The organism is Cryptosporangium minutisporangium, assembly GCF_039536245.1.
In the GTDB taxonomy this organism is placed as follows: domain Bacteria; phylum Actinomycetota; class Actinomycetes; order Mycobacteriales; family Cryptosporangiaceae; genus Cryptosporangium; species Cryptosporangium minutisporangium.
The window spans coordinates 327367-335823 of the sequence record NZ_BAAAYN010000023.1 but is presented as its reverse complement, the minus strand read 5'-3'; the positions used below and the strand labels follow the sequence as shown (position 1 = coordinate 335823).

Below are 8457 nucleotides of genomic sequence, written 5' to 3'. Positions count from 1 at the left end.
GACCTGCGGCTGATGCTGCTGATCCGGCACTTCGAGTACGCGCTGCTCGACCTGTTCGCGCGCGGGGAGTTGCACGGGACGACACACACCTGCCTGGGGCAGGAAGCGGTACCGGTCGCCCTTCGTGCGCTGCTGAGCCCGGACGACTTCGTCTTCAGCAACCACCGTGGCCACGGCCACTACCTGGCCCGGTTCGACGACCCGGCTGGGTTGCTCGCCGAGATCCTGGGCCGGGTCGGGGCCGTCAGCGGGGGGATGGGCGGCAGCCAGCACCTGCGACGCGGCCGGTACCTGTCCACCGGGGTGCAGGGCGAGAGCCTCCCCGTCGCGGCCGGTGCCGCGCTCCACGTGGCCCACCGCGAGCCCGGTCGGTTGGCGTGCGTCTACATCGGTGACGGCACCTGGGGTGAGGGAGCCGTCTACGAGGCGCTGAACATGGCGGCGCTGTGGCGATTGCCCGTCCTGGTCGTGGTGGAGCACAACGGCATCGCGCAGAGCACTCCCACGAGCGCGGCGATGGCCGGCACGATCGCCGGCCGAGCCGCCGCGTTCGGCGTCGCCCACCACTACGTCGGCACCGACGACGTGCCGACGATCCGGCAGTCGCTCGACGAGCCGGTGGGCCGGGTCCGGGCCGGCGCCGGTCCGCTCGTGGTGGAGTTCGCCACCCAGCGGATCGGCCCGCACAGCAAAGGCGATGACTCGCGACCACCGGAGGAGCTCGACCGGCTGCGGGCCACCGACTGGTACCAGCGGTACCGCGGACCGGTGTTCCAGCGGCTGGACGCCGAACAACGGAGCCGGGTGGCCGAGGTGGTGCGCGACGTCACCGCCCGCCCACCGGCGCGGCCGGGCACGTCGTCCTCCCTCGTCGTCGTGGAGGAGGAGCAATGGCAGCGCGCCAACGCGTAGCGGACCACCTCAACGCCGCGCTCTGCGCGGCGCTCGCCGCTGATGACCGGCTGTACGTACTGGGGCAGGACATCACCGATCCCTACGGCGGCGCCTTCAAGATCACCCGCGGCCTGTCCACGCGCTTTCCCCGCCAGGTCATCGGCACACCGATCAGCGAGGGCGGGACGGTCGGGCTCGCCAACGGTCTGGCCCTCGCCGGGAACCGGGCCATCGTCGAGATGATGTTCGCCGACTTCGTGACGCTCGCCTTCGACCAGATCGTCAACTTCGCAGCGAAGTCGGTGAGCATGTACGGCCGGCGGGCACCGATGCCGATCCTCGTGCGGTGCCCGACCGGTGGCCACCGCGGCTACGGCCCGACCCACAGCCAGAGCCTGCAGAAACACTTCCTCGGGGTCCCGGATCTCGACGTCTACGAGATCAGCCCGTTCCACGACTACGGCGACCTGCTCGACGGTGCGCTGGCCTCCGGCGTTCCGTCCGTGGTGTTCGAGGACAAGGTCCTGTACACGGGATGGAGACGACCGCCGGGCACCGCGGACGACCTGTTCTCCTACCACCTGATCGGCTCCTGGCCGGGCACCGCGGTGGCGCGGATCGAGGAGGCACCGCCGGACTGCGTGCTGATCACTCCCGGCGGCGTCGCCGAGCGCACGCTGACCGCGATGCGGGAACTGTTCGTGCGCTACGAGATCAGCTGTGAGCTGTACGTGCCCGCCCGGCTCGACCCGATGGACGTCGAGCCGATCCTTCCGGCGGCCGCGCGGGCCGGGCAGGTCGTCGTCGTGGAGGACGGGACGTCCGGCGGCACCTGGGCGGCGGATCTCGCCCACCGGCTGCACACCGCGTTGTGGGGCCGGCTGTCCCGGCCGGTGCGCGTGCTCTGCGCGGCGGACAGCGTGGTGCCCAGCGCCGCACACCTCGAGCGCGAGGTCCTCGTGCAGGCCGAATCGATCAGTACGGCGGTCCTGGAGGGACGCTCGTGACCGAGGTCAGGATTCCGAAGCTCAACTCCAACGACACGACGTACACGCTGGTCTCCTGGCTGGTCGCAGCGGGTGCGGCGGTGCGTGCCGGGGACCTGGTCGCGACCGTCGAGACCTCCAAGGCGGCCGAGGACCTGGCCAGTGACGCCGACGGGGTGCTCCACCAGCTGATCGGGGAGGGGTCCGACTGCGCGGTGGGCCAGGTGATCGGCCGGGTGCTGCCCGTGTCGGTCGATCCGGCCGGTGCCGCGACTGCCACGGACGGCGATGCGGGACCGATCATCACCGAACCGGCGCGGCGCCTGATGGCCGAGCGCGGAATCGACCTCGCCGCCGTCCGAGCGCTCAACCGGCCCTTGATCCGCACCGCGGACATCGAGGCGCTGGCCCCGCGGGCCGAGGCGCCGGACTCGGCACCGGCCGAGGCCGGTGCGGAGTCCGGCCGGGTCGAGCCGTTGTCCCCGGTGCAGCGGGCCGTCGCCGCCGTGGTCAGCGCGTCGCACCGGTCGATCCCGACCGGCTTCGTCGCGATCCGGGTCCCGGTCGACGCGGCCCTCCGGCACGCGCAGGAGCTCACCGGAGTCCATCGCTGCCTCATCGGCCTGCCGGAGCTCGTGGTGGCGTCGCTCGGAGCGGTGGCCGAGCGATTCCCGTACTGCTTCGGCGCGTACGTCGAGCCCGACGCGGTACGCCTCGCCGAGCGCATCGACGTCGGGGTGACGATCGACGTGGGACAGGGCCTTCACGTGCCGGTCGTCCGGGACGTCGCCGCGACGCCGCTCGCCGACATCGCCAAGACGCTCATGCGGTTCCGGCTCACCGCGATGCGTGGCACGTTCCGCGCCGGTGACCTCACCGGCGCGAGCGTGCTGCTGGCGCTGCACACCGACGAGGACGTCAGCGTGGCCGTCCCGATGGTGCTGCCGGGCACCGTCTGCGCGCTCTCGCTCGGCGGCAACGAGCGAGTCGTCCAGCTGGATGCGGCTGGTGCACCGGTGGCGCACACCGTCGTGCAGCTCGGCGTGGCCTACGACCACCGGGTGGTGAACGGCGCGCAGGCGGTCGAGCTTCTGCGCGCGATCCGGGAGGTCCTGCTGGCGCCCGCGACGCTGGCTCCCGCCTCGACGCCGCGGTCGTCGTGAGCGCCTCTGGCGGAGGGCTCCCCGTCCGGATCACCGGTGGGCGGCGATGTGGTTGGCGGCGACGTAACCGAAGGTCATCGCGGGCCCGATCGTGGAGCCGGCCCCCGCATAACTGCGACCCATCACCGCCGCGCTGGCGTTGCCGGCGGCGTAGAGGCCCGGGATGACGGCTCCGCCGGGGGTCAGGACCCGGGCGTCGGCGTCGGTCACCATGCCGCCCTTGGTGCCCAGGTCGCCGGGGACGATCTTGAACGCGTAGTACGGGGGGAGCCGCAGCGGCGCGAGGCAGGAGTTCGGCTTCACCGCCGGATCGGTGTAGTAGTGGTCGTAGGCACTGTCGCCGCGCTGGAAGTCCAGGTCCTTGCCGGACGCTGCGAACCCGTTGAACCGGGTGACGGTGCTCTGCAACGTGGCGGCCGGGACGCCCATCTTCGCCGCGAGGCCCGCGATCGTGGTGGACCTGACGACGGCGCCGCTGTCGTACCAGGCGTCCGGGAACGGCAGCGCCGGTGCGATGTCTTTGAACAGGTAGCGGTTGCGGTAGTTCTGATCGATGACCATCCAGGCCGGGATGTCCGGAGCGGCAGCGTGCTTCTCGTACATCACGTGGACGACGTCGCTGTAGGGAGCGGCCTCGTTGACGAAGCGGTTCCCGGCCTGGTTCACGATGATGCTGCCCGGGAGCGTGCGTTCGGCGAGACAGAAGTACGGCTCGTCGGGCAGCGGAATCGCCGGTCCCCACCAGGAGTCGTCCATCAGGGCGAGCGCCGCTCCGACCTGCTGCCCGGCCCGGATACCGTCCCCGGTGTTGCTGGCCGCGCCGACCGTCCACTCGGTGCCGATCGGCTCCTGCTGGTACTGATCGCGCATGGCGCCGTTGTGCTCGAACCCTCCGGAGCCGATGATGACGCCGTGCCGGGCGGCAATCACCGTCGGCGCGCCGTTCCGCGTGACCAGCACACCGGTGACCCGTCCGCCCTCGACCCTCAGGTCCACCATCGGGCTGCTCAGCCAGACCGGCACCCCAGCCGTCTTCAGTCCCGCACGCAGGGCACCGGCCAGCGCCTGGCCCATGGTCAGTGGTGTCTTCCCGGCCGCTGCGGCCGCCACCCAGCGGGCCACCGTCTCGGCGGCGACCGCGGTGCCCTTCGGATTGACCAGCGCCAGATTCAGCCATTTGTAGTCGGCGCTGAACACCACCGTGCCGGTCGGCACCGGAATGTAGGCCGGGTTCAGATCGGCGAGGTCGGCACCGAGGCGCTTCCCGTCGAACAGGTCCGGCTCGATCGACCGGCCGTTGGGCATCCCGCCGGGAAGCTCCGGGTAGTAGTCGGAGTAGCCGGCCATGAAGCGGAAGCGCAGCGGACTGTTGGCCATGACGAACGAGATCATCGCCGGGCCGTTGTCCAGGAACGCCGCCTGCCGTGCCGCGGGCACCTCCGCACCCACGACGGCCGCCAGGTAGGTGGCGGCCTTCGCCGGCGTGTCGGGCACTCCGGCAGCGCGGATGACCTGGTTGTTCGGGATCCAGATCCCGGCGCCCGATCGTGCGGCCGAGCCACCGTACTTCGCCGCCTTCTCGACGACGAGTACGGTCATCCCGCGCTTGGCCGCCGTGAGCGCCGCGGTCATCCCGGCAGCGCCGGATCCGACCACCACGACGTCGTACGTCGGGGTGTCGGCGGCAGCGGCCGTGGTCGCGGCGACGGCGCCGAACACCTGGGAACCGGCGACGGCTCCCGCTCCGGCGGCCAGACCTTGCAGGAAGCGACGGCGGGTCGGTCGGGGACTCGTGGGTGGCATGGCAAGCCTTTCGCGAGAGGCCACGTCGTCGTCGACGTTGGAGCTCGGGACGGCGCGGTGAACCGGAGGAACTCTGCCGAGCGAAGGAGCGAGCGCGCCGAATCATAGGCGACCAAGCGATTGCTTGGCTACGCGCGCGCCGGGATTGTGATGACCCGGAATACTGGCGCCATGTCCACGAAGGCGCGCTCCCAGGAGCGCGACGCCGGCTCAACTCGGCGACCGCTCGTCTTTCTGTGCCTCTTCGCTACCGCCACGCTGCTCCTCGCCGCGTGGATCGCGTCGTTACCTGGCACTGCGGTGCTGTGGCTCATTGGATGCGGCTGCGCGGTTGTGACCACTGTGGTCGCTGGCGTGGTGGCCGGGGCGAGGGCGAGACCGGGTGGCCGTGCGCCCTGGTTCGCGATCGCCGCGCTGACACCCGTGATCGCGCTCGTGGCCCTCTGTGCCGGTCTGCCGCTGAGCGTTCGCTGGGGAGTGAGCCAGTCCGCGTTCGAGCGGGCGCTGGGTGACGCGGAACCGTCCTGCCCTGACCTCGAAGCGCCGCATGACCCCCGACTGGTCGGCGCCTATCGGGTGACCCTCATCTGCCGACATGCGGGCAACGTCTTCTTTTTCGAAGTCCATGGCGAGCCGGATGGCTTCGCGGGTTTCGTTCGGGCGCGGCAGGCCCTACCGGAGCAGGGTCGGCCAGACGACTTCCCTGGTGGAGTGGTCGGGGGTCCGGTTCACTATCGATCTCTCGGCGACGGCTGGTACGCCTTCAGCGCCATCTACTGACTCACTTCGGACCGGCCAATCCGTTGAGCAGCAGTGCGGTAACGGTGCCGATGATCTCGTCGTCGGACGCCTCGAGGGCGCCGGAGGACAGCGTCGCGTAGGCGAGCATCGAGAGCATTCCACCCATCGCCGCGGCGACGAGCGTGGGGTCGCCGGGCAGCGTGCGACCGAGCTCGCGGCCGTACTCCAGGTGGTCGCGGAGCATGTCGGTGTCCTGGGTGAGCCGGCGCCACATCGCGTCCGACTTCGGCCCGGCCGCCACCGTCGACTCGAACAGCGCGACGACCACCGGAAGGTTCGCGCGCATCACCTGCCAGGTCGCCGCGACGTGCTCGCGGAGCACGTCCGGGTCGGTCAGGTCGTGTTCGCGCGGATGCGTCCCGCCCGCCAGTCGCTCGCGCGCCTGGCCGTGCATCTCCATCAGCAGCGCCTGGAGCAGCTCTTCCTTGTCCGCGAAGTGGTCGTAGAACACACCGGTGGCCCGCCCCGCAGCCGAGGTGATGTCGACGATCTTCGTGTTGAGGTACCCGCGCTCGACGAACACGGTGCGGGCCGCATTCAGCAGGGCGGCCCGGGTCTCGGCCGCCTTGGCCTTACGAACACTCATCTCGACGCTCCCTTGACGACGCTCCGACGGTGTCAGCATACTGAACCCCAGTTCGCCGAATGAAGATTCGGCGAATCCTGATTCGGAGGATGGGTTCATGACCGCAGGAACCGCTTTACGGCTGGTGGACGTCAGCAAGACCTACGGGGACGCCGAGAACGCGCTGCGTGCGCTGGACGGCATCTCGTTGAGCCTGCTGGCCGGCTCCTTCACCGCTGTCATGGGGCCATCCGGCTCCGGCAAGTCGACGCTGCTGCAGTGCGCCGCCGGACTCGACCGCCCGGACTCCGGGTTGATCGAGATCGACGGCGCGCCGATGGCGGTCGGCAGCGAAGCAAAGCTGACGAAATTTCGTCGGGAACGAATCGGCTTCGTGTTCCAGCAGTACAACCTGCTGCCGACGCTGACCGTGGTGGAGAACACGACCCTGCCGCTGACTCTCGCCGGCCGGCGGGTCGATAAGGCCCGGGCTCGCCAGATCCTCACCCAGGTCGGCCTCGGCGACCGTCTCGACCACCGGCCCGACCAGCTCTCCGGCGGACAGCGTCAGCGTGTCGCCATCGCGCGGGCGCTGGTCACCGAACCGCCGGTCGTCTTCGCGGACGAACCAACGGGCGCCCTGGACACCCGCAGTGCTCGCGATGTTCTGCGCCTGCTGCGGCGGGCGGTCGACGAGCACGGACGCACCGTGGTGATGGTGACGCACGATCCGGTCGCTGCGTCGTTCGCCGACTCCGTGGTGTTCCTCGCCGACGGTCGGCTGGCCGGCGAATTTCGGGCGCCGACGGCAGACGCAGTCGCCGAGCGGCTGGCGCACCTCGCCGACACCGTGTCCGTGGGGGTGTGAGACAGATGTTCCGACTCGCGATCCGATCGATCCAGCAGCGGCCGGGGCGCCTCGTCGCCACGCTGCTGGCCGCCTTCCTCGGCAGCGTCATCGTCATGACGTTCAATTCGCTGCACGACACGGCCGCCGGGGCGGGCGTCGACCCGGCCAGCGCCGAGTCGCTCAGCCTCACCGGAGGTGTCGTCGGCGGTTACGGCACGCTGTTGGTCCTCTTCGCCGTCGCGTCGACCTTGACGGTGAACGTCCGCCAACGCGGCAGCGAGATGGAGCTGCTTCGCTCCACCGGCGCCACGCCGGGGCAGATCAGCCGGATGATCGTCGGCGAAGCCGCGATCGTCGCCGTTGCTGGTGCCCTGCTCTCGGTGTGGCCGGCGATGCTGGCCGGCCGGTCCCTGGTGGATCGCTTCCACGCCAGCGGCCAGGTCGCGGAATCGACGCCCTACGTGTTCGGACCGATCGGGCTGGGCGCCGGTTTCGCCATCACCGTGATCGCGTCGGTGGGCGCCGCGTTCCTGGCCGTGCGCCGAGGATTGTGGTCCGCCGCGGGCACGCGGTCCTCCCGCGGGCGGCTCCGGCAGGTGGCGGGCGTGGTCGCACTGCTCGCCGGTGCTGGTGCGGTCAGCGCGACCTTTGCGATGCAGGCGACCGACACCGCGTTGATGGCCGCGCCCGCCTACGGCGCCATCCTGTTGTCGATCGGCCTCGCGGTCTTCTCGCCCCTGCTGCTGCGCGCACTGCTCGCGGTGGCGGAGCGTCCCCTCCGTCGGGTGCTCGGAGCCGGTGGCCACCTCGCCGTGCTCAACCTGCGCCGACGTGCCGACGAACTCGCCGGCATCCTCATGCCGCTGGTCGTCTTCGTCGGAATGGCGACCGCCACCCTCTACCTGCAGGCCGTCGAGAGCGACGCGATCGAGTCCTCCGGCGTGACCAAGTCGGTCGAAGACAAAAACCTGGAGACGCTCAACGTGGTGGTCGTCGGCATCATCGCGGCGTTCTCCTGCCTCATGCTCGTCAACGCGCTGTACGCAGCCACCTCGTATCGGCGGCAGGAGTTCGGACAGCAGCGGCTGGCCGGCGCGACACCGGGGCAGGTGCTCCGCATGGTCGGTGGTGAGGCGGCCGTGCTGTCACTCGCCGGTGTCCTGTTCGGGACGACGGCGGGCGTCGCCGGAATCCTCTCCTTCACGCTCGTCCGTACGGATGCCCTGCGTCCGGACGTGGGCCCGGGGATCTGGCTCGGCATCGTGGCCATCGCGGCGGTCGCGACGCTGGCCACCAGCCTCGGTACGGCGATCCGGACCCTCCGTGCACCGGCGATCTCCACGGTGGCCGCGTAGGTCGCACGCGGACTACGTCTCCGGTCGCATGCGATCGAGA

Annotated in this window: 8 protein-coding genes; 6 read left to right on the top strand and 2 right to left on the bottom strand. The window is 70.6% G+C overall.

The genetic code is table 11. The annotated features are described in order from the left end of the window. Positions 1-12: 12 nt before the first annotated feature. The 3 genes from ABEB28_RS18250 to ABEB28_RS18240 are packed head-to-tail and all read left to right on the top strand — an operon-like array spanning position 13 to position 3043. Complete coding sequence (locus ABEB28_RS18250) at positions 13-912, top strand: thiamine pyrophosphate-dependent dehydrogenase E1 component subunit alpha (protein WP_345729471.1); 900 nt, start codon at positions 13-15, stop codon at positions 910-912. Next, positions 891-1901 carry an alpha-ketoacid dehydrogenase subunit beta gene (locus ABEB28_RS18245; RefSeq protein WP_345729323.1) on the top strand — a complete coding sequence of 337 codons (1011 nt, stop codon included), beginning with the start codon at positions 891-893 and terminating at the stop codon, positions 1899-1901. Before ABEB28_RS18250 ends, ABEB28_RS18245 begins: the two co-directional genes overlap by 22 nt. Next, entirely contained in the window at positions 1898-3043 is a 1146-nt protein-coding gene (locus ABEB28_RS18240; protein WP_345729322.1) for a 2-oxo acid dehydrogenase subunit E2, read from the top strand. The genes ABEB28_RS18245 and ABEB28_RS18240 overlap by 4 nt, the downstream gene beginning before the upstream one ends. A gap of 30 nt (positions 3044-3073) precedes the next feature. On the opposite strand, the gene kstD is transcribed toward ABEB28_RS18240, so the two are convergent. Then, positions 3074-4846, bottom strand: a complete 1773-nt coding sequence (kstD, locus tag ABEB28_RS18235) for a 3-oxosteroid 1-dehydrogenase (protein ID WP_345729321.1) — start codon at positions 4844-4846, stop codon at positions 3074-3076. A gap of 171 nt (positions 4847-5017) precedes the next feature. Between kstD and ABEB28_RS18230 the strand changes: the two genes are divergently transcribed. Further along, entirely contained in the window at positions 5018-5626 is a 609-nt protein-coding gene (locus ABEB28_RS18230; RefSeq protein ID WP_345729320.1) for a hypothetical protein, read from the top strand. Position 5627: 1 nt separating this feature from the next. Here ABEB28_RS18230 and ABEB28_RS18225 read toward each other — a convergent pair whose 3' ends face one another. Further along, a complete protein-coding gene (locus ABEB28_RS18225) occupies positions 5628-6233 on the bottom strand; it encodes a TetR/AcrR family transcriptional regulator (protein WP_345729319.1) in 606 nt (201 codons plus the stop codon). A 97-nt stretch (positions 6234-6330) separates the two neighbouring features. Between ABEB28_RS18225 and ABEB28_RS18220 the strand changes: the two genes are divergently transcribed. Continuing rightward, a complete protein-coding gene (locus tag ABEB28_RS18220; RefSeq protein WP_345729318.1) occupies positions 6331-7080 on the top strand; it encodes an ABC transporter ATP-binding protein in 750 nt (249 codons plus the stop codon). A gap of 5 nt (positions 7081-7085) precedes the next feature. Next, on the top strand, positions 7086-8417 hold the full coding sequence (locus tag ABEB28_RS18215; protein ID WP_345729317.1) for an FtsX-like permease family protein: 1332 nt from the start codon (positions 7086-7088) through the stop codon (positions 8415-8417). The last annotated feature ends 40 nt before the right edge of the window (positions 8418-8457 follow it).

What these genes read in the sequence shown, in the direction of transcription:
- ABEB28_RS18225 (WP_345729319.1), bottom strand. Translation starts at nt 6,233, where the DNA reads ATGAGTGTTCGTAAGGCCAAGGCGGCCGAGACCCGGGCCGCCCTGCTG.
- ABEB28_RS18250 (WP_345729471.1), top strand. Translation starts at nt 13, where the DNA reads ATGCTGCTGATCCGGCACTTCGAGTACGCGCTGCTCGACCTGTTCGCG.
- ABEB28_RS18245 (WP_345729323.1), top strand. Translation starts at nt 891, where the DNA reads ATGGCAGCGCGCCAACGCGTAGCGGACCACCTCAACGCCGCGCTCTGC.
- ABEB28_RS18215 (WP_345729317.1), top strand. Translation starts at nt 7,086, where the DNA reads ATGTTCCGACTCGCGATCCGATCGATCCAGCAGCGGCCGGGGCGCCTC.
- kstD (WP_345729321.1), bottom strand. Translation starts at nt 4,846, where the DNA reads ATGCCACCCACGAGTCCCCGACCGACCCGCCGTCGCTTCCTGCAAGGT.
- ABEB28_RS18220 (WP_345729318.1), top strand. Translation starts at nt 6,331, where the DNA reads ATGACCGCAGGAACCGCTTTACGGCTGGTGGACGTCAGCAAGACCTAC.
- ABEB28_RS18230 (WP_345729320.1), top strand. Translation starts at nt 5,018, where the DNA reads ATGTCCACGAAGGCGCGCTCCCAGGAGCGCGACGCCGGCTCAACTCGG.